Raw genomic sequence first — 22,037 nt, forward strand, 5'->3', positions numbered from 1 at the left:
TAACAAATCGATAACCCTAGTTCATGCGTTCAGACGGTTTTCAAAAAGGATAGTGGATCAATATAATCAGTGATCTTACAGGAGTGCCGCCATTTGCAGCTGTGACGGAGGATGATGAATTTTGTAACCCGTGTTTGTAAGGTTTTCGTGAATACTTACACGAAATTCCACTTTTTGATTTTGGATGTCAGTTCGTCAAGCCTGATTGGCTTGCCCATGTAATCGTTCATTCCTGCATCCAGGCATTGCTGCTCGATATCTTCAAGTGTATTCGCAGTCAAAGCGATGATCGTAGGTTGTCTTTCCAGCATTTTACGGATCAATCGGGTAGCTTCCAGGCCGTCCATGACCGGCATCTGAATATCCATCAGGATCAAATCATAGGTTTTTAGATTTGCTGCTTTCACTGCTTGTTGTCCATTGTTGGATACATCCGGTTTGTATCCCATTTTCTGCAACAAACGGACAACCATATGCTGATTGACCATGTTGTCGTCCACTACCAGAATTTCAATGGGATGATGCAGCGAAAAATCAACCGGGTTTTTGTAAAAATGTTCAGGTTCAATGTTGGTTTTTATTTTTCCCTGCAAGGCATTGATGATGTGCCTGCTCAGGATGCGCTGACGAAAGGGCTTGGTCAGTATGGATGTAAAAAGCTGCTTTTGATATGTTTCAAGCTCTTCCCCAACGGAACTCAGCAGAATCAAAGGGGTATGCTGGTCGTAATGCCGGATTTTCGTGCCCAGCATAACCCCGTCCATCACCGGCATCTGCATATCGGTTATCACCAGATCAACATCCTGGTTTTCCTCTAAAATCTTCAATGCTTCTTTTCCGGAAGTAGTGATAAGTGGTCGTAATTGCCAGTTTTCAAGCTGATGCTTTAAAATGGACAGGTTTGTGGCATTGTCGTCCACTACGAGTATCTTTTTCCCTTTGTATTCGGCCATTTCATAATTGATACGCTCCTTGATTTGATCCGTGCCGCGATGTGTTTTAATGGTAAAAGAAAACGTGGACCCTTTCAGAGGCTCACTGCTCACACGGATCTGCCCGCCCATCAGATTAACCAGTTTTTTGACAATGGCAAGGCCCAGCCCGCTGCCGCCATACTTCCGCGTAGTAGAGGAATCAACCTGAGAAAAAGCTTTGAACAGCCTGTCGACCTTGTCCCGGGGAATACCGATTCCGGTATCCCTGACATCAAACCGTAATTGCAGCTCTTGATCAAAGGCCTTATTTTCAACATGCACCGATACACAAACTTCTCCATGCTGGGTAAACTTGATGGCATTGCCAACCAGGTTGATCAGAATTTGCCGCAAGCGAAAGTCATCATGAACAATCTGTACCGGAACGCTTTCATCAATTTGATATACCAGGTCAATGCCAATCAAAGCGGCTTTGCCACCAAACATATCCAGCACGTCCTCGATGCTTTGCCTCAGGTTGAAGTCTACTTGTTCCAGTTCAAGATGGCCGGATTCAATCTTTGAGAAATCAAGTACATTGTTTATTACGCCAATGAGTGTCTCGCCGCAGATTGCGATGGTTTCTGTAAACTCGTGCTGTTCTTCGGTCAGGGCTGTCTGCTGCAGCAAAGTCGTCATGCCGATGACCCCGTTCATCGGTGTACGGATCTCGTGGCTCATGGTAGCCAGGAAAGTACTTTTGGCGAGGTTGGCCTGGTCTGCCTGCTGGCGGGCCGCTTCCAGCTGGGCATTGGACATGCGAAGCTCTTCATTGATCTTGCGCTGTATCTGCTCACTGTTTTTACGTTCTGTAGAAAGCTGGGCCTCTTGCTGCAATTCGGCCATAACCCTGTTCTGGTTAATCTGCAGTTCATAGTATTTTTCAAAGCGGTAGGACCACAATCCGCAGACACAAAAGATCGCTGCGGCCAACAGAATATGAATCGTAAAGGTCAGCATGTCAAAATAGTCCAGTTTGGTAAAATAGATTTCCTCCAGACCAGCATTTTGTAAATACCCGAAAACGGCATGATGCACCAGTACAAAAAGCATCATGGGAATCTGCAGCTTCCACTTCTGGTAGGTGATCAGAACGGCACTTCCTATAAATGCAAAAAAATGCATCTCGAAAAGGCCATGCATCTGGTAAATGAACTGTGCCATGAACAGGCCCAGTACCGTGCTGAGCACATACTGGTATAAATCAGATTGAGGCAGCGCCCATTTTACGGAGTAATAGGCAAGAAGCGATATGCTTCCTATACCCAGTGCAATCAACCAGGTTTCATACAAACTTGCAAAAACCAGCCCCAGCAGAAAATAGCCGGTCAGAATGTAGTTTATAATACTATCCGATCTTTCCTTGACCCTCAGCTGATAGTCTGTAACAGGAAGGTTTGGTAATATGCCGTACGGATCCATGATGTTAAAGCGGTTTATTTATAACAAACAGGTATGGTGCAGCCATAAGCCTTTAAGGCAAGCTGATCCCATTTCAGGATAGCCCTGCTTTGCATCAAGCTGTCGATTGCCATTTTTGCATAAGCGGTTTTCTTATCGCTGCAATACCCGCTTGCGTTATAGTTACCCCGGTAATAAAGTTGCTGGTTTGTGTCAATCAGTGCTGCCTGCGGCGTGGAATACACCCCGCACCGGGCCGCAATGGACCGGTCAAAAAGGACAGGAATATTCAAGCCTATTTTTTCCTGTATGTACTGCCGGGTGTATTGCTCATCCGAAAGGACCACCACAACGAAATGAATTGATTTTCCGTAGGTATGTACCAGGGATTGAAAATGGTTTTTGTTAAAGCGGGAGCAGGGGCAGGCCGGATTGTAAAAGTGAATAAACAGCGGCTTTCCCTTTGGGGCATTGACCTGTGTGCTTAGATCAATCTTTGTTCCGGTACTCACGGACTTGTAGTAGGCGGGGACAGGAGTAGGCATACGGTACACCCAGTCATTATACCAGAACAAGGTGCTGGCCAGGACAAACAGGAACATCAGCCAGGCACTCAGCAGGATAATTCGGTACATAAAGCAATAAAGATGGAATTAAGTGGGCTATGATTTTACCAAATATATAACAATTAATTTGTAACTAAGTGTACAACTAATTTATTCACAGTTACTAATATTTTTTTGATAAATCAGGAACGGTAAAACAATAATAGCTCTATGTAACAGCAACAAAACGTGCACAAGGACTTATTTAAAAGCTTGTATACGGATTTTATCCCCAATCGATTGTCTTCAAAATTGGTAAGCTTTGTAAGGGAAAACGGACGTTGCGGTGAAGCAAAAACGGTGGTTTGAGAAAAATACAGTTCGTTACCATTTTAATTGATAGCAGCTGATGGAAGCCCGGCTCGGTACTTTTCATAGTAAAAGTTACTTAATGGCATATAGTCGGAACTCATCGCATGAATAGCCCTCAGGACTTAAAAGCTTGACCATCTTCTGGAAAGCTGAACAATCCATGACAAGTAAAATGGGTGGACTCAGTTCTGTAACTTCAATTAAGATTCCAATACTTTTATTGATAAAGGAGTGGATTTATGCACAAAGAATTTTCATCAGCAGTGTTTGTCAAGCTGATATTCCATAGATTTTAGTTCTTACAAAATATCGAACTTAAAACCGTTTTATGCAGTGGAAATTCAAAATGGGTTTGCCTCAAAAGACCACCTGCAATTGGTATCATTTATTTTTAAAAATTACGGTTAGCCTTCTTCAATTGATTCTTGCTAGTTAAATAATATGCTGTATATCAAATTAAAACAGCAAACCATAAAGGTTTGCTGTTTTAATTACGGAAATGTTGATAATGGAATGGTTATCCAGTCACACCCTTCCTTCATACCATATCAGCTTGCATTCAAGCTAAATCAAACCGGCCTAAATTAGTAATCTTGGTCCAGGCAGCTACAAAATCCTTGACAAATTTGTCCTGAGCATCGGCACTGGCGTACACCTCTGCAATGGCTCTCAGTTCTGCGTTGGAGCCGAACACCAGGTCTGCGCGGGTGGCAGTCCATTTTGGCTGTCCGGTTGAACGGTCAGTTCCCAGGTACAGGTCCTTGTGCTCGGAAATTGCTTTCCAGGCCGTACGCATGTCGAGCAGGTTTACGAAAAAATCATTGGTAAGCTGACCCGGACGCGAGGTGAAAACCCCGTTCTTGGAACCGTCGAAATTGGTATCCAGCACACGCATACCGCCCAGCAACACGGTTAGTTCCGGCCCTGTAAGGGTGAGCAACTGAGCCTTGTCAATCAGCAATTCTTCTGTGGAAACCGTAAATTTCTCTTTTTGATAATTACGGAAACCGTCCGCTGCAGGTTCCAGAAAGGCTACCGACACTACATCCGTTTGCTCCTGCGAAGCATCCGTACGACCCGGTGTGAAAGGAACGACAACGGTATGTCCCGCTGCTTTTTCAATGCCTGCATTTCCTGCGAGCACGATCAGGTCAGCCAGTGAAACTTTTTTACCGGAAGTCTGCGTATCGTTAAACTCTTTCTGAATGCTTTCCAGAGTATCCAACACTTTTTTAAGCTGTACCGGATTATTTACTTTCCAGTCTTTTTGAGGAGCCAGGCGAACACGGGCACCATTTGCGCCGCCACGTTTGTCGGAACCGCGGTAGGTACTTGCAGAAGCCCAGGCTGTGGAAACCAGCTCGGAAATGCTCAGACCGGAGGCCAATATGTTGGCCTTCAAGGCAGCCACATCATTTCCATCGATCAATGCATGGTCAACCACGGGAACCGGGTCCTGCCAGATCAATTCTTCCTGCGGCACATCCGGACCCAGATAGCGTTCACGGGGCCCCATATCGCGATGCGTCAGCTTGAACCATGCGCGGGCAAAGGCATCTGCAAATTCGTCGGGATTTTCCAGGAACCTTCTGGATATTTTTTCGTATGCAGGGTCAAACCTTAAAGCTACGTCGGTCGTCAGCATGGTCGGCGCATGTTTTTTGTTGTCGTCATATGCATCCGGAATGATCGCGTCTGCATTTTTGGCAACCCATTGGTGCGCGCCGCCCGGGCTTTTGGTCAGTTCCCATTCAAAGGCAAACAGGTTTTCAAAATAATTGTTACTCCAGCGGGTCGGGGTTTTTGTCCAGATTACTTCAAGCCCGCTTGTAATCGTGTCGGGACCTTTACCTGAGCCATAGCTGTTGCTCCAGCCAAATCCCTGCGATTCCAGGTCGGCAGCTTCCGGCTCTTTGCCCACATGCTCGGAAGGAGCAGCGCCATGGGTTTTGCCAAAGCTGTGTCCGCCGGCAATCAGTGCAACCGTTTCTTCATCGTTCATGGCCATGCGGCCGAATGTTTCACGAATATCTCTGGCAGATGCAATCGGGTCGGGATTACCGTCAGGGCCTTCCGGATTGACATAGATAAGACCCATATGTGCAGCACCGAGGGGTTTCTCCAGATTTCGTGAATGGATATTGCGCCCCGGATCTTCGTCCGATGAAACGACGCCATCTCCGGCAACTCCCGGCGAACCGTCTGCATAGCGATGGTTGTTGCCCAGCCAGGTTGTTTCCGATCCCCAGTACACGTCTTCGTCCGGCTCCCAAACGTCGGCACGTCCGCCGGCAAAACCGAATGTTTTAAAACCCATCGATTCCAGGGCAACATTGCCTGTAAGAATCAGTAAATCGGCCCATGATATTTTTTGACCATATTTTTGTTTGATAGGCCAGAGCAGTCTGCGGGCTTTATCAAGGCTCACGTTATCGGGCCAGCTGTTCAAGGGAGCAAAACGCTGTTGTCCCGCACCAGCACCGCCGCGGCCATCACCTACACGGTACGTACCGGCACTATGCCAGGCCATACGGATGAACAAAGGGCCGTAATGTCCGAAGTCGGCAGGCCACCAGTCCTGTGAGTCGGTCATCAGGGCATGAAGGTCCTGCTTCACTGCTTCCAGATCCAGGCTTTTAAAAGCTTCCGCATAGTTGAAATCTTCCCCCATCGGGTTTGACAAGGATGAATGCTGACGCAGGATGTTTAATTTCAGCTGATTGGGCCACCAGTCACGGTTTCGGGTTCCATTGCCACCAACGTTTTGCTTTACAGCGTTATCTTGGTCCATAGTGCCATTGAGAAAAGGGCACTTACTCATGTCGTTTGATTCGGTTTCCATTTTTAGAAGTTCATGTTGTAGACTGATACAGCCTGCACTCGGATTACATGCAGACAGTTAAAGTTATAGGATTAAATTATATAATCACAATCGATTAATTCTATAATTCGATAGGTATAATCTATTTCAGCGCAGATGAATATGACCTGGCATGGTTCGTCATTAATCCAAGGTTAATTGATTCAGTAGCTAGTGTACGACGGAGTGCTGCGTATATCTTTTAAGATCAAATTGTTATAAAAAATAAAAGGATAGGAGAGTTCAGGAGTCCAATCTGTTTAAGTAGCATGCAAATTAGCATATACGCTGCAAAGTAAATACCAGCTGCCAGTCCATTTTTTGTTCAGCTGTCTGCCAGAAAGCAGTCAAAATCATTTTAGGTTCTCAACTATTTAATCGGGATTCTAACACCTTTATCCAATTGACAAGTACTTTTCGATCATAGAAAGATTCACCCAATGTCTTTTCTTTTTGCAGCCGAAACAGAGGTCGCTTTTTACACTGGAGTCAACGATTTCTGGCAAAATCCGTTTGTTGTTAAAAGGAGGGCACACGTTTTATTGCTTACATCGGACATGGTAACCAGGTTAGCTGTCTCAGAACATGAACTTTTATCTTATTTTGACTTGACCTTTGGCAGAATTGCACTTTCTGCAAAGTATTGATCTTTGTAATATCGCGTATAGGCTGCAATGATGATGAATGTCAACAGTTCGGCTAATGAACGGGACAGCCAAATTCCCGACAAACCAAAGTAATCCGGAAGTACCACAAGCGCAAGCGAAACCAGCAGAAATCCTTTTAAAAAGTTGATTAACAACGAAAGGGTTGTTTTTCCTGTACTTTGAAAAAAAGCAGCGAGCAGATAGTTTGGACCGGCTGCTAAAAACAGCAGAAAGTATAATCCCATAGCCTGACCCACCATTTTACGGTAAGCCATGTTCTGGTCGCCTGAAAATAACATTACGAGCGGATCAGACAGGAATAAGCCGATGCCGGTCACCAGCATTCCCAGCAAAAATGTAAAGCCAAGCGAGAAGCGCAAAGATTCCAGCACACGTTGCGGTTGTCTTGCACCCATATTAAAAGACATAATGGGAAGTACGGCAATCATTGCAGCCGTAAAAGGCCGGATCAGCAGAAAACTAAGGTAGTTGACCAAACCGAATGTGGCGACTGCAAGGGTCCCGAAAGGAATCAACGACTGGTTGATCAACAGCAGGCCAGACGAAAACGCGATTTCGGCTGCAAAGGAGGGAAGTCCGATTTTCAAATACTCCTTCCATTGGGAAAATTTTAATGTAAAGCGAAAAGAAGCAAAGCCAAAAGGAGCATTACCTTTTAAAATGTATATAAATAAGTAGGTTGTACCTGCGGCCAGTGCTATGGATGTGGCCATTGATGCACCTTTTACACCCAGTCCGAATCCGACAATCAACAGGAGATCCAGGATAATATTGACAGCTGCTGCCAAAATCGATGCATTACGTGATACCTTCGGAGCATTGCCCGCCCGGACAAAATTTCCCCAGATCATCCCAAGAAAGAAAAAGGGAAGACTTGACAACTGCCAAAAAGCATAATCTGCGGTATTTTCAGCCAGGACCGGGCTGGATTCCCCAGCCAGAAACCGGGCAAGCGGTACTGCTAAAAACGGTGCAGTGATCGCTACGCCACCTCCAGCCAAAATAACCAGGGTAGTTGCAAACTGAAAGATTTGTTGAACCTGCTTGAAGTCTGCAGCTCCGATACTCTTGCCGATCAGTACGCCGCCACCGATCATAACAGGTAGGCTCAATGCGATCAGGACGATCACGACAGGACCATACAATCCGACCGCTGCCAGCCCGTCTTTTCCTATTTGCTGTCCTAGTATAATGCCATTGACAAGCTGGTGAACAAGGGACGACATCAGACTGATTACCGCAGGCCCGTAATATTGAAAAAACAGCGTCCGGATGGGAGCATCTCCTAATGGATTGGTAGCAGTCATGATGGGATGCCTTGGAAAGATGGGGCGCAAAGGTAACGTATTCATCCAATTTTGCAATTCCACATTTATAATAACTGGTTATATCCGTGCAGTTTAGGATGAATTTAAGGAGAAAACAGGTAGCCACGTTGATGCGGTAAGTAAACCCAAGCTATTCTCTTGAACGTGGGCAGGATTGGTAAACCGTGCAGATCAAAATCAATATAACAGCTTGCAGCATGCTAACAAAAAAAGCCATCCGGAATTCACCGGATGGCTTCTTGTCAAGATATTACCTACTCAGGAAGGTACCTTTCTTGGTTTTTCGCGTTCCCAGAAACGGTGCATGGCGATGGCCAATATGAATTTGTCAGCCAGTTCAGATGCGCTTTCACTAATGACAACGCCTTCTCTGAGCACGTTTTTATCAGAGAAATCTGCCGGCAGTTTACTGCTGAAATACGTGGCTTCAATCACTTGCATGGCCGAGCTGTCTGCTGCTATGGGCTTGCAATGCCTGAATGCTTCATTGAGAAAATGTACAGCATCTGCTTCGGCTTCAATGCTGGCGACGCTGTTTGTTCCTCCCGGTACATACACCGCATCGTATAAGACGGACGCAGCATTCAGAAAGCTGTAATCAACAGCAATTTGCGTATCGTTTTCAGAAATGATAAATCCCTGATGCGGAGCAATTATTTCAACTACGGCACCTGCATCCGTCAAGGCAGATTTCACTGCATTCAAGGACTTTTCATTTACACCGTCAGCAGCCAGAAATGCTATTTTCCTGGTTTTGATGCTGTCCTTTGGTGTGTTGGCCATGCTAAGTGCAGCAGATGTTGTAAGCTTTCCTTCTGTCATGACCGGCTGATAATCATTTGGGTCTGCATCGGCAGGAAAGCTGTGGTTTATAGGTTGCTCGGGCTGCTGAGGCACCGTCAGGCCCAAGGCATATCCGACTCCGGAAGCAAGTGATTTATCAATGAGAGATAAAATTCCAAGCATGCGTTCACGGATTGCGACCGTTTTCACTTTGCCAAGTTCAAAGCTCAGTGCGTCAATGATGTGGTTTTTTTCAGGATCGGACTGGCTGTTGAAGAATAACCTGGCCTGACTGAAATGATCCAGAAAGCTTTTACTTCTTGCGCGCACCTTGCGGGCTTCTATTTTCTCCGGGTAAGAGGTATACCCGCCTTCCTGCGCCTTTGCCTGATATGGTGCACCGTCTCCCAGCGAATTGGGACTGTAGCTGACCTTTCCACGATTGATGGTCTGGCGCATATAGCCGTCCCGCTGATTGTTGTGAACGCTGACAACCGGCCTGTTGATCGGGATCTCCTGAAAGTTGGGACCACCCAGACGGATCAGCTGCGTATCCGTGTAGGAAAACAGCCTTCCCTGCAACAACGGGTCATTTGTAAAATCGATACCCGGAACCACATGTCCGATATGAAATGCAACCTGTTCCGTTTCGGCAAAGAAATTATCCGGATTCCGGTTCAGCGTCATTTTGCCTATGCGTTGTACAGGCACGAGTTCTTCGGGGATGATCTTGGTGGAATCCAGCAGGTCAAAATCGAATTTATGTTCATCGGCTTCCGGCACAACCTGGATTCCCAATTCCCATTCCGGGAAATTTCCGCTCTCGATAGCATCCCAAAGATCCCTGCGGTGAAAGTCAGGGTCCTTGCCCGAAATTTTTTGCGCTTCGTCCCAGGCTACGGAATGAACGCCCAGAAGCGGTTTCCAGTGAAATTTGACAAAGTTGGACTCACCTTGTGCGTTGATCAGCCGGAATGTATGTACGCCAAACCCTTCCATCATACGGTAACTGCGCGGAATTGCCCGGTCACTCATAACCCACATAATCATGTGTGCCGATTCCGGCATAAGCGAGATAAAGTCCCAGAAAGTATCGTGGGCAGAAGCTGCCTGCGGAATTTCATTATCCGGTTCTGGCTTTACGGCATGGACAAGGTCCGGAAACTTGATAGCATCCTGGATAAAAAAGACTGGCATGTTGTTTCCCACCAGGTCAAAATTGCCTTCCTGTGTGTAAAATTTTACAGCAAATCCCCGAACGTCGCGGGCAAGATCTGTAGACCCCCGCGATCCGGCAACAGTAGAAAAACGGACAAATACCGGTGTTTCCAATGAAGGATCTAAAAGGAAATTTGCTTTTGTGATGGAAGACAATGATTCGTATACCTTGAAAACGCCATGTGCACCCGAACCGCGTGCATGTACAACACGTTCCGGAATTCGTTCATGGTCAAAGTGCGTAATTTTTTCCCTCAATATAAAATCTTCCAGCAAGGACGAACCGCGTTCACCGGATTTCAGTGAATTCTGATCATCATTGATGCGTACGCCGTGGTTGGTATTCATAAACTCGCCCGCTGCCTCTTCCTTATAAGGTTCGAGATGGGCCAATTTAGTATTATCAGATTGATTAACTGGTATTTCGGAGTCTTTATTAGTCGCCATGGATAGGTATTTTAATTATATTATTCAGGCTTCCTGAGAAGCTTTGTAGTTTACTTTATTTTCTGCGATTTCGGTCAGCATGCTGTCTGCTTCTTTTTCCTCGCTCAATGTTTGAGCCAGTATTTCTGCCACATTCCCAAGGTCGAGTGTGTGTGCCAGCTGGGTAAGTCCGCCGTATGTTGCAATTTCATAATGTTCAACTTTCTGGGATGCCAGAATGATTCCCACATCCCTGGTAGCAGTGCCGGCCTCTGTGCTCTCCACAATGCTTTCTCCTTCTTTGGCCAGACCTTCCATCGCATCACATTTCTTGGCAATCGCCTTCTCTCCAAGTATTTCGAAAATCTGCTCGAGTCTTTTTACATGTGTTTTGGTCTGTGTAAGATGTTCCTGAAGTGCACTGCTTAAAGTACTGGAAGTAGCGGAAGAAATCATTTTGGGAAGGGTTTTCACCAGATGGTTTTCTGCCCAGTATATGTCCCGTATGGAATCCAGGAACAATTCATTTAATGCCGGGTCTGCTTTGCCTGAGGTTTTGGTCTTGAACATTGGTTCTGATCCAGATTCGTTTTTCATATAGTTTGGTATTAGATGGTTGATTTACAGCTGGACTGATAAGATCGGTTCTTTTTGAATGATGTTTTTTAATCAGTATGCTGAGGATTAGGATATCCTGTTCAATTATTGTTCCAGATGCACTTTGATTTTTTGAAAAAAAACTTTTCAGTCACATGAATTTTAATGAAAGCCTTTTTTCAACTTTTAACGAATTTGATAAATCCTGTTCAGCAAACTTTTTTTCAAATCCTGTGAGGCATGCAATAAGCCGGTATACACAAATATTTGAAGGCTCATACTTTTCAGTGTTAGCCTGGTGCGTTTTTTGAATGATTGCAGCACCGGCGTTTGTAGCAAGAAACCACGTTAAGTCCTGTTGGAAGCCCGGTTTGATACTTATTTATTTATTCAATTACTGGCAGTTACACGGAGGTAATGAACAGAAGCAAATGAGTGCTGAAAAACAGGTTTGTTGGCAAGAGCCTTTTGATTTTATCAAAATGGAAGAATGCAATTTAATTCGAAATTTTCATCCGAAATAAGTTAGGCAACACAGGCAGAATTAAGTTTTAATCTATATTACTTGATAAGTACGAACTAGTAGCCGTATATTCGTCAATGCCATTTTATACAATAAAGTTTGAACTATGCTTTCCCCTGAACTGAGGTTATTGATTGAGTCATGTAAAGCCTTTATATCAGGACGTGAGTTTAGACAAATAAAGGATAGTATGGACATCGAGTCCATAGATTGGATCAAGTTGCAAAAAATGGCCGGTTACCATTCCATACGTCCTACTGTTTATCATGTATTAAAAGGACAAACTATCCAATACACCGCCGGGGCACCAGATGCTTTTGTCAAAGAACTCCATCGAATTGCCGTTAGTAAAACACTTTTACAACAGCAAATGGCGCTGGAAACGGAGCGCTTGTTAATTCTTCTGGAACAGCAATCCATTGCTGTATTTCCTTACAAAGGAGCCATACTGTCTAAAATCTTGTACGCTTCCAGCAACCTGAGAGAATGGTCTGACCTGGATTTGTTTGTACCCAGAAAATTTGCAAAAGCAGCGCTTAAAACTTTACTTGATGACGGGTATCAGTTTGCGCAGGAAGAAACAAATCATGCATACAATTCAGATACAAATTTCCTTGATAAACTTCTATTTGAAAATGGTTGGCATGAGATTGGATTAAGCAAAAGTCAAGAAAACAGTTTACCATTTCAACTGGATTTTCATTGGCAGTTATGTGAAGATTTCTATCCTTATACGATCAATGAAAATGATATAATTACAGGGGCGCAAAAATTTAAACTTGTTGATTCAGAGGTTATTGTTCCCTCCATCGAACACATTTTTTTAATGACCTTACTGCACCATGGCGGAAGGGAATCCTGGATGCGTCTTAAATATATCTGTGATTTATCGCTGTTTATAAAACTATTTCCGGACAACTTATTTTGGGAACGTATTCTATCATTATGTGATACAGCAAAATTAAAGCGATCTCTGCTTTTAGGCTGTTTCTGTGTTCAAAAATATCTTAACGTAGCGCTTCCCGCAATACTGGAAAGCAAAGTAAAATCATACGGAGAGAGAAACACTCGGAATATACTTAAATCCTGGGAAAATTCTGTCAGCTTCTGGGAAAGTATGAGTGCCCAGTTGATTCACAAACGGATATTATTAAGCCATCAGGATGAAAAGTTTAGCCCGTTCAACTATTGGATTAAATACATGGAGTTTTACAGCACACCTAATCCGATGGAACAACCCCGGCTGCGTACTTTCAATAAAAAATATAAAATAGCCAATTTTTTCAGTAAAGTTGTAACATATGTATGGCTGAAAGGTTTCAGATAGCAACAGATCAGTAAACTATTTATAATAAACAGTATCGAGACAAATAGGGTCTTCCAACCGGAAATCATCTTTTATGATGGTCCGTTGGAGCGCCGCAAATACTCAATAAATCAATGAATAAGTATAGTGCTTTCGGACTTGATATCTGGTCGGAATTTGAACTTGATGAGTTGACTCCACGCAAAAGTACGGCCCCTGATGTTACAATCTCCAATGGTCCGATCCACTTTGATTTATCCAAAGGAATTCGGTTGTTTCAGGATGTATATTTTATCAAACAAAACAATATCTTCCTTTTACATGTAAAAGATATTGCGCTTTATGAAGTTTGTAATGGAAACCGCATTACAATCCAGACGCTGAATAATTCTTTCCTCGATGAATTCAAGATTTTTCTATACGGTACTTGTTTCAATTCATTATTGTTACAAAGAGAAATAGTAAGTCTTCATGGTGCCGGAATTGTCAAGGATGGAAAGGTCAGTTTGTTCATTGGAGATTCAGGAAAGGGAAAATCAACGCTGACGACCTACTTTATTCAACACGGGTATTCTTTTCTGGCTGATGATGTTTTGCCTTTAAAGCTCTGTGATGATAATCAAATACAGGCTGGTTCTTCCGTTGGTATCGTTAAATTATGGGAAGACAGTTTGAATGAATTTGGCCTGGTGAAAAATGAAGGAGCACAAATAAGAACGGATGTTGAAAAATTCAGATATGTATTTCCTAACAGCCTGACCGAAGGATATTTCCCGATATCAAAAATATTTATTTTGAACTGGAGTGACGTTGACGATGGTTTTGATATTCAAAAGCTTTCTTCCATTGAAGCCATTTTTTATTTGCGTGAGCATGTCTACCGGCCGCAATTCATTACGGAATCAGAGGAATATTCGCATATGATGAAGCTGATTATATCAGCAGTTCAGCAAACCGAAATTTTTAGTATAAACGGGAAAAGAAGTTTTGATAATTTGAATACGATTAAAAACAGACTATGACGACGTACAGCTTAAAAAAGCAAGATTTGGTTCACTCCACTTTCGGAGAAACAAGTTTGTGGATGATTAAAGAAAACGGGCATATAGTGGAACTGAATGAGTCGGCCCAGTTTATTATTGATTTACTAAGCCAGCAGAATCAAACGGCCGATTCTATTTTAGCGGCAGTCTGTGCCGAGTATGATGTAGCTGCCTCGGAATGCCAAAGTGATGTCACACAAACCATTGATGACCTGGTCATGGCCGGATTACTGGACGTATGCTGAGAAAGATATTCATGCGGACCGCGCTGTTTTTAATCGGCAACGTAATTTCCATCATTCATATAGTTTATAAAAAGCCTGTAAAGACAATTCTGGAACCGGATTCAAATGGTTTTCAGTCAGGGAATCCTTATTTGATATTTTTGGTGTCTCAACTTATTGAAGGAATGCCGTACCATATTCCAATGCCTTTTAAATGTTACGAACGAGCGTTGACAGCCCGGTTTGTGTTCAATGTGCTAAAAGTGAAGTCAGTTTTTTATATAGGTTTCAATCCGAAAGCAGCGACACGAACCGAGAAATTGCATGCCTGGCTTGAAACCGATATCGGCGATGTGTGCGGGTTTACAATAAAAGACAGGTACGTAGTTTTGGAAAAATATGCATAGGGTATTTGTCAGAATAAAAGAAAAGTTATTCCGGCAGGGGCCTGTTTTTCACAACTACCTTCTTCCTTATAAATTGGGTATATATTTTTTAAACGTACTCATCAAACTCCAAACTTTTCGGAAGTTCCGGGCAGCGGAAATTGAAAATTTTCAGGCACTTTTAGAAATTCTGGATGTACCGCACAATTTGCACGATGAACTAATCAATCACTATTTATTTACCAATACATGGCAACATTGGAAGAGCCTTCACTATGAACGACCTCTGATTTTTCAAAAGTATTGGAAGTTGGAAAACAAGGAAAAAGTAAAAAGACATTATCAGAACCAACAGGTTATTATTTTTTTATACAAGCATACGCCGCTTTCCAATCAGCATTTAAGCTTGATTCGTTTTGGCCTCAGGATGAAATTTGTAGGACTTGGCAATACACATTCCAAAAATTTTCTTGCATTGAACGGACAAGAAGATCTGCCTCGTGAAGTGATGGACAGCCCTCATAAATACCCGAAATTGGTACGGAATCAGCAACTAAGGAAAATCATTTCTGTTTTGAATAATACTGAGGGATATGCAATCAATTATTTTTTTGACGGGCAGGAGGGAAGCAGCTTCCGGTATGGCCGGATCGGTAATTTACATTACAGGCTTTCAACGGGTTTATTACGGTTTTTAAGACCTCATACGCAGCTGATAATGGTAGAACCTTTATTTGCTTTGGACGGTAGCGTTGCAGTTCAATTCCATGAAATAAAGCGTCTTGGTAATTTTGATGAACAATTCGACGAAGTTCAGAATTACTATGAACGTACTTTATTAGCCACTTTGCCTGCACTCAACGAATACATGATCAGCTGTCTGCTAAAAAATCATCATGCTGTTAAAAATTCAAACTAATCCAATTCCCTACATGGATATGGGCCAACAGGACGACTCTTGTTCTGTTTATCAAACCGAAGAAATTGAGGTGGTTTTTATCGGGAAAATTTTCAATGAACTAGGCAAGTATCATAATGCGGCTCACTATTTTTTTGAAAACGTAATAAAGCAGCCTCAGCAAACAGTAGCTGAAATTGACGGTTACTTTGGTGTAATCATGCTGGATAAAACCACAGCATCGGTTGAAGTATACAGAGATCCGATCGGTATCCAGCCGCTTTATTATGCTATTGAAAACAATAAATATCTGTTCAGTTCTACGCTCAAAGCCATCAAACAAATTCTTCCGAATGCCTCGCACAGCGAAGAATTTTTCTTGAAATATCTGGAAGAAATGGTGCCTAATACGTATGAACTTACCATGTATGAGGGGATTTTCCGTATTAATCCCAATAGTAAATACGTATTCAGTAATAAAAAAACAACACAGAAACGTCAGCTATTTGATTTTAAAAAAATAGCCATTCAAAATCGTACAGACGAAGAGGCTATTGAATTGTTTCAGTGCGAACTGGAAAGAGCCGTTGGCAATTACAGCAAGAATCATCAAGATTTGTTTTTCCAATATACCGGCGGATTGGACAGCACGGGAATAGTGGCTGTAAGCCGGTTTTTGAGGGGAAGTACAGAAAGGTTCCATACGTACATTCACCAGTATTTTCCGGATCACCAGCGCTTTGATGAGATGCATATTGTCAAAAAGCTGCACCAAACCGAAGGCTTGCCACTACCGCATTATACACCCGAAACGCATTTTGAATCTGTTGACGCCGAAGTAGCTTATGGCAGGAAAAACCATACGCTGATGATTATCAATCAGGTGCTTGATTCTATTTATACCGATATGAATCAAAAAATTGGGAGGGTGTTGTTCTCTGGCTTTGGAGGCGATGAATGTATTACATTCAATCAGAATCCGCGTTTTTTTACAAATCAGCTGAAAGATTTCCGGCTTAGCAAAATAATAAATAGTATCCGGGTGTATGGCATCAAACGCTATGTATCTCAACTCGTTAAAACAGATATGCGGATCTGTTTATTAAGAATATTTTTTCCTCAAAGAATCATGCAGCCGCACTTTGAATTTCGGAAAACAAGCAGGAGTACAGATACTTTCAGGCGTGTATATGACACACATGGATACATACGCTATTTGTTAGCTTTGCCTCGTGTTGCATATCGTATTGAGGAAGAAAAAGAAATGGCCGCCAACAATCAGGTTACATTGGCGTATCCTTTGTTAGACTTTCAATTACTCTGTTATTTTTTAAGTTTAAAAGAAAATCAGATTATTTTAAAACAAAGAGGGCGTCTTTTTTATAAAAACGCCCTCAGGAAATACATAAAGTCGGAATGGTATTTTGATTACCGAAAAGCGGAATCAGTTACAGTTGGCGAATCCCTGTTCAAGAATGAAAATGAACTGGATGCGCAACTCATGAGCCAATACAATAAATTGCCGGCATTTGTGAAACAGTACGGTTTTAAAAATAAATTACTCAAACAGCAGAAACCGGTAAAGGAAATACTATTGAGTAGGCTATCAAAACTAACTGCATGGCTGAAAACTCAGTAATCCTATGAGCCTGTTTTCGAGTTCCCGTTTTCGGACTCGCCTAACTGAGCCTCTTGTTTGCCGAAAATATCATTTTTAGTATACACTTTCACGGTAGGTTTCACCCATTTTTTTTGTTTTTGCACGGTTTCTAGTGGTTAGTTTAATGGTTAATTCAAATTTAATAGTTTTTCAATAAAGAGCGTACTTTCAAACGGACTTTTCTGATGAATTTCAAGCCAAGGACTTTTATTAGCTTCCAAAAGACTGTAACCACTTTCGGTAAGGGCCACATCCCATCCGATAATATCCGTTTTGCCCAGCAGGTTGTGACCTTTTTTAATCATGGTAAGTATCACATCCCAATCCGGCATTTCAAAACCATCCAGTTTAGGCGGTATGTGCTGGAATATAATTTCACCAATAATCGTTCCATCGCTGGCGTTGATCGCGTAGTAATCTTTATTTCCTAATCCGGAATCAAGAAATTGTTTTCCTTTGTTTAGGATCAGCACGGGATTAAGGACTTTTATCTGGCCTTTTATTTTGGTGCTGATTATTCTTACGACCGGAACGTTTGTTTGTCCTTTTTCAGCGAAGTAATGAAACAGCCCAGCCTTTTCCTGAATGACATATTCTCCTGTTTTCAAATAAAAATTTATGAAATCCAGCAGATACTCAGCCTTGATCAGTCTGTTTTGATTTACTATTTCAAAAGTATTTTCACTTGTTGTCCTAATCTCCAGTATTCCTTTGGATTGTGAGCCTGATACGGGTTTAATAAAAAAATCCTTCGCATAGTTCCAGGGAAATCCTTGAACAAAACTCTGAACTGTACCATTTTTTATTTTCCCAAGTAAGCGAGGAGCAGGGAGTTGATTTTGAACGCAGAAATAATAAAACTGTTCTTTATTAGCGATGATTTCCTTTTCTGATTTTGATCCTTTATGGTAAACATGAAAGAGATAATCCTGCAAAATAAATTTGTTTGAAGAAATATGGAGAACATTTATTTCATGATTGAATATTGGGTTTCTGTTAGCGTGATTTCCTCGTTTAAATTGGCAAAAAAGGTCAGAAATGTAAAATAAGATTCTATATTTTGTTTCGCTGTTCTGAATCGAAATGCGGTAATAACTCATTAAATGAGGGTCAAGGCCAACAGGAAAATAGGGGAAAAGTCGAGCTAATGTTTGGATTTTCATGAAGAAATATTCAGGACCTTGCAATCAGTACTTAGTACGCTAATGTAATAAATAAGCATGCAATTAAAAAAAGCTTTGCAGGATGTGACATGAAATGCTCTCCTGAATAAAAACCATTGATTTAGTTCATATACTTGACAGAAAACCGATGAACAGATTGAAATAAAGCCGTCACAGTATTTACATTTGAAGCGACTCAAAATCTTTAATCATTAATTTCGGACTGATTTATTTCGTGATAAATTAATTACTTGATTTTACATTAGCTTGTATTGAGTTCAACTGTTCGCATTGTTATCAATTAGCAAAGCCGTCCATAATCTAATATGAACGGCTTCGCTATTGATTGTCTACAATGTTTCCAGTCTGATTATTGCGTTACCAGCAATTTAATGACCTCCGTTGCAGCTTCGGACTTGATTTTCAGCATATAAATTCCGGAGCTTAGCGCCAGTCCTGAAATATCCACGTCTGTTTTCTGGCCGGCAATTGCTTTTTGGGCTGTAACAACTTGATAGCTCTGACCAGCATTGTTCAACAGATCCAAGGAAATGTCTTCACTGTGCTTGCCGGATATTTGAACAGTAAATTGCTTTCTGACCGGGTTGGGGTAAACCGATGACGGCTCAGGTTCTGCTTCCAGGCTCAGGCTGATTTCTTCCTGATTGGTTCTTGCAGCAGCATTGGTTTCCGGTGCAGGAATGATAACCAGCTGAGGTGGATTGGAGGCGTTTTCCCTGCTGTTGAATGTTAATCTGGTATTGCGTTTATTAGGATCTCTCAGCATAAAACTGACCAATGGATCGCCTGCCTGTTGCTGCGCTTTGACGTAGCTGGTGACATCAATTTCATAGTATTTGTATGCATTGTTCACAGCAACCGAACCCAGTGATGGCGTGGAAGCCAATGGCGGATCCGCACTTTGGAGCGTTCCCAGTTCATATTCTTTCCAATTGTCATCGTCTACACCGTAAGCATGCAGATAGATGTCCTTGTTATTTTCATGATTATGACCATACAAGCGCAGTTTGGCTGAACCCACTTTAGTAACCGTACCAATTGGAAATTGAAGATAAGAGTAACGGAGCTTATAACCATTTTCCGAAATAGTCTTTACTTCCAGGTTGGGTGCTGAACCATAATTTACGCCGTATTCATAAATGTAAGAATCTGCCAATGGCTTCAGCATGACATTTTTCGTCAGTACTTCAATGGCCGATATTCTTGGCAGATCCGCCGAGCCGGTCAGAAAGTCGATGTTGAGCATGCCGTCTGTGACATCGACGGTGAAGGTTTCCGCGGTAGCCCGCATGGCTCCGCCGGCTTTGGCAAAGATATCATAGTTGGTCAGCTTGCGGCTGCCTTCCATGTTGACGTGAAACTGTCTGCTGCCTTTGCCGCCTTTTTTGCCCGGAGCCCCGAAGTAGGTTTCAGCGAAGTGCAGGTACACATCAAAGGTACCGTTGGCAACCGGAATATTATAGCTGAACGAAGGCGAGCAACGTGCCGACTGATAGAGTATGTCATTGCTTGTATTCAGGATATCGCCGCTTGCAATGGAGCTGACACGGTCAATGCCGGCATAATACTGATCGGCAACGAACCGCTTTTTGGTAGCGGTAGTGAATTCAGGACCGCCCGCATTGATCCGCACAATGGTATTGCTGGCCTCTTCGCTGATGACCAGCAGTTTTACCTGCACAACGGCTCTGGTATAACCCGGTGCAAACAAGGTTACAGCAGCCGTGTAAGTTCCGGCAGCAAGGCCGGTTGCATCCGTACTGAAAGTCAAAGGTCCGGTAGCTGCCTGCGGGATTTTCAGCCATGGCGCATTATCCGATTTGATGATGGTCAGATCCGGCGTGCCCGCACTGGCGGTCAAAGTAACCGTTTGCGGAGCTGTCACACTGCCGGGTTTGTAAGTAAATGAAAGGTTTGAACTGGATATCGTCAGCTTTTTGGCCGGAACTGTCGGTGCATATTTGATTACCCAGCCGTCTGATGAGCCTCTGGAATTCTCTGTTTTGATCGGGCCTGCATTGTCACTGCTTGCGCCAAGTAACATAAAGCCACCATCCGGTGTAGAAGCGAATTCGGAAATAGGAACGCCCAATGATCTGTCCGAAATCCTGGAACCGTTTGCTGCCAGCTTTATCGTCCATGCGCCCAGTACATTTCCTGTCTTGTACTTACTTGCATAGCCGTTTGCATTGCCACCTAGCGTAAAGCTTCCATCTGCATTTTCGCGCATGAAGGTTAACAAGGTATAGGAGGAAAAATAGTTGTTCTCATTCACGTACTTGCTGGCACCTATGGTTTTGTCCCACTACTTGGTGCCATCGGATTTTATTTTTATGACCCATGTATCCGTACCCCCGATTAGTGGCTCGGACATATCTCCGCTCACTTCCGAATAGCTTGTATGTCCTAATAAAAGATAACCTTTATCGGAAGTCGCACTAATAAAACGGAATGTGTCAGTACCATTGCTGCCAAATGTTTTATCCCATTGTTTGGCACCGTTTGCATCTATTTTCAAGATCCAGTAGTCTGAATTGCCACCTCTGGAAGGTTCACTTTTATCACCACCTATTCCGGACTGTGTAGATCCTCCGACAATATAGCCACCGTCCGGTGTCAAGAGCAAGTCAGACATATTCGCATGGATGCCAGACCCGTGATTTCTTTCCCAGACTTTGGAGCCGTCTGCTGCAAGTTTGAGCACATTTAATGCACCATTTGCACTACCCCCGATGATGTAGCCGCCATCCTGCGCCACTTTCATGGTCACAAAAAAATCTTCTTTAAGGCCACCGTAAGTTTTGTCCCATTCTTTGGTACCGTTTGCTGAAATCTTGATAATCCAGTAATCATAAGGTGTTCCTCCATCCTGATAGGGCTCACTGAGATTGTCTTCACTTTTATCACCGCTTTTATCGGAGACAGCATTACCGCCCAGAATGTAGCCGCCGTCCGGAGTTTGTTGTACGGCGTTAAGTTCGTCGTACTCACTGCCGCCGAAAACCTTGTCCCATTCGACGGCACCCGTTGCCGAAACTTTGACAACCCAGTAATCCCCCTTGCCTTTTCCCGGCGGAGTTTGATCGCCATTAATGCCGAGACCTGACATGCCGCCCAGAATGTAGCCGCCGTCCTTCGTAGGCTGCGCAAGATACAAACCATCGCCGCCCCGGCCGCCAATGGTTCTGTCCCATTGAATGTCGGATTGGGCTGAAAGGCTTTGCACTGAAAGAAAAAAGAAGGCAAGGATGGTTAATGGCACGGACACAGCCGCTTTAAGCCGGCCCGTAAACCGATGATCATGACCGGATCGGGACCATGAAAAGGTCGCACGGGCAAAGTCTGCCCAGGAACAAAAGTAAATGGATAAAAATGAATACATTGAGGTTCGTTGGATAACAAAGTTGAATAAATGAAATTACCTGTTTGTAACCTGTAATATATAAATATTTAAGCCGGTTCTTATTCAGGAATTTATTTACCGGAGAAAATACTATACGTTAAATTTCAGGCACAAGGAATAGTTGTGAGATAAGCATCCAACTTCTTTGTATTTTCCGGAATTTTGTCAGGATGAAGTATGAATCCTGCTTTTGGTAAGATTTTGCAACGATTTACATTATTCCATAAAATACTGCCGG

General features: G+C 43.1%; 15 protein-coding genes. 6 read left to right on the top strand and 9 right to left on the bottom strand.

The annotated features are described in order from the left end of the window. Positions 1-155: 155 nt before the first annotated feature. The 6 genes from FEM55_RS02590 to FEM55_RS02615 form a co-directional block, all read right to left on the bottom strand. A complete protein-coding gene (locus FEM55_RS02590; RefSeq protein WP_138279749.1) occupies positions 156-2,396 on the bottom strand; it encodes a response regulator in 2,241 nt (746 codons plus the stop codon). Positions 2,397-2,410: 14 nt separating this feature from the next. After that, entirely contained in the window at positions 2,411-3,010 is a 600-nt protein-coding gene (locus FEM55_RS02595) for a DUF6436 domain-containing protein (RefSeq protein WP_138279750.1), read from the bottom strand. Positions 3,011-3,851: 841 nt separating this feature from the next. After that, entirely contained in the window at positions 3,852-6,134 is a 2,283-nt protein-coding gene (gene katG, locus FEM55_RS02600) for a catalase/peroxidase HPI (protein WP_138279751.1), read from the bottom strand. A 616-nt stretch (positions 6,135-6,750) separates the two neighbouring features. Then, positions 6,751-8,127: an MATE family efflux transporter gene (locus FEM55_RS02605; protein ID WP_171036446.1), complete on the bottom strand. Its 1,377-nt coding sequence runs from the start codon at positions 8,125-8,127 to the stop codon at positions 6,751-6,753. A 279-nt stretch (positions 8,128-8,406) separates the two neighbouring features. Next, positions 8,407-10,596, bottom strand: coding sequence for a catalase (locus FEM55_RS02610; RefSeq protein ID WP_138279753.1), 2,190 nt, complete (start codon positions 10,594-10,596; stop codon positions 8,407-8,409). A 24-nt stretch (positions 10,597-10,620) separates the two neighbouring features. Continuing rightward, entirely contained in the window at positions 10,621-11,172 is a 552-nt protein-coding gene (locus FEM55_RS02615; RefSeq protein WP_138279754.1) for a YciE/YciF ferroxidase family protein, read from the bottom strand. Between the two features lie 713 nt (positions 11,173-11,885). Between FEM55_RS02615 and FEM55_RS02620 the strand changes: the two genes are divergently transcribed. From FEM55_RS02620 to FEM55_RS02645, 6 genes are all read left to right on the top strand, one after another. Beyond that, the gene (locus FEM55_RS02620) at positions 11,886-13,022 is read left to right on the top strand and encodes a nucleotidyltransferase family protein (protein WP_171036447.1); all 1,137 of its coding nucleotides are present in this window, start codon (positions 11,886-11,888) and stop codon (positions 13,020-13,022) included. Between the two features lie 113 nt (positions 13,023-13,135). Continuing rightward, positions 13,136-14,023: a phosphoenolpyruvate carboxykinase (ATP) gene (locus tag FEM55_RS02625; protein WP_138279756.1), complete on the top strand. Its 888-nt coding sequence runs from the start codon at positions 13,136-13,138 to the stop codon at positions 14,021-14,023. Between the two features lie 62 nt (positions 14,024-14,085). Next, positions 14,086-14,289, top strand: coding sequence for a PqqD family protein (locus FEM55_RS02630; RefSeq protein WP_171036448.1), 204 nt, complete (start codon positions 14,086-14,088; stop codon positions 14,287-14,289). A gap of 164 nt (positions 14,290-14,453) precedes the next feature. Further along, the gene (locus FEM55_RS25500) at positions 14,454-14,675 is read left to right on the top strand and encodes a lasso peptide biosynthesis protein (protein WP_510185822.1); all 222 of its coding nucleotides are present in this window, start codon (positions 14,454-14,456) and stop codon (positions 14,673-14,675) included. Then, entirely contained in the window at positions 14,668-15,573 is a 906-nt protein-coding gene (locus FEM55_RS02640; protein WP_138279759.1) for a hypothetical protein, read from the top strand. Before FEM55_RS25500 ends, FEM55_RS02640 begins: the two co-directional genes overlap by 8 nt. Positions 15,574-15,586: 13 nt before the next feature. Further along, the gene (locus FEM55_RS02645; protein WP_171036450.1) at positions 15,587-17,191 is read left to right on the top strand and encodes an asparagine synthase-related protein; all 1,605 of its coding nucleotides are present in this window, start codon (positions 15,587-15,589) and stop codon (positions 17,189-17,191) included. A gap of 149 nt (positions 17,192-17,340) precedes the next feature. Here the strand turns inward: FEM55_RS02645 and FEM55_RS02650 are convergent, their stop codons facing one another. The 3 genes from FEM55_RS02650 to FEM55_RS02660 form a co-directional block, all read right to left on the bottom strand. Beyond that, positions 17,341-18,375: a sugar-transfer associated ATP-grasp domain-containing protein gene (locus FEM55_RS02650; RefSeq protein ID WP_138279761.1), complete on the bottom strand. Its 1,035-nt coding sequence runs from the start codon at positions 18,373-18,375 to the stop codon at positions 17,341-17,343. A 370-nt stretch (positions 18,376-18,745) separates the two neighbouring features. Then, positions 18,746-20,626: a CBM96 family carbohydrate-binding protein gene (locus FEM55_RS02655; RefSeq protein ID WP_138279762.1), complete on the bottom strand. Its 1,881-nt coding sequence runs from the start codon at positions 20,624-20,626 to the stop codon at positions 18,746-18,748. A gap of 75 nt (positions 20,627-20,701) precedes the next feature. Continuing rightward, complete coding sequence (locus FEM55_RS02660) at positions 20,702-21,778, bottom strand: hypothetical protein (protein ID WP_138279763.1); 1,077 nt, start codon at positions 21,776-21,778, stop codon at positions 20,702-20,704. Between the last annotated feature and the right edge of the window lie 259 nt (positions 21,779-22,037).

Source organism: Dyadobacter sediminis, assembly GCF_005860765.1.
Lineage (GTDB): Bacteria > Bacteroidota > Bacteroidia > Cytophagales > Spirosomataceae > Dyadobacter > Dyadobacter sediminis.